Here is a 206-nt window from a genome sequence, read left to right as displayed (position 1 = left end):
GTATTTATTGATTCCACACATGTTAAGGCGAGTGCGAATAAGCGCAAATTCGAGAAGAAAATTGTCCGAAAAGAATCGAAAGCTTATGAAGCACGTTTACAAGACGAGATTAATAAAGACCGAGAAGATCACGGAAAAAATCCATTTCCTCCCGATAAATTCGATAAAGAGGAATTAAAAGAAATAAAAGAAAGTACTACTGACCC

Annotated in this window: 1 pseudogene; it reads left to right on the top strand. The window is 35.9% G+C overall.

The annotated features are described in order from the left end of the window. Positions 1-206, top strand: a pseudogene (locus COJ96_RS24985) (IS5/IS1182 family transposase); the annotation flags it as partial.

Origin of the sequence: Bacillus sp. AFS073361, from assembly GCF_002567005.1 — a bacterium.
Taxonomy (GTDB): domain Bacteria; phylum Bacillota; class Bacilli; order Bacillales; family Cytobacillaceae; genus Neobacillus.
This window is presented reverse-complemented; position numbering and strand designations above follow the sequence as displayed.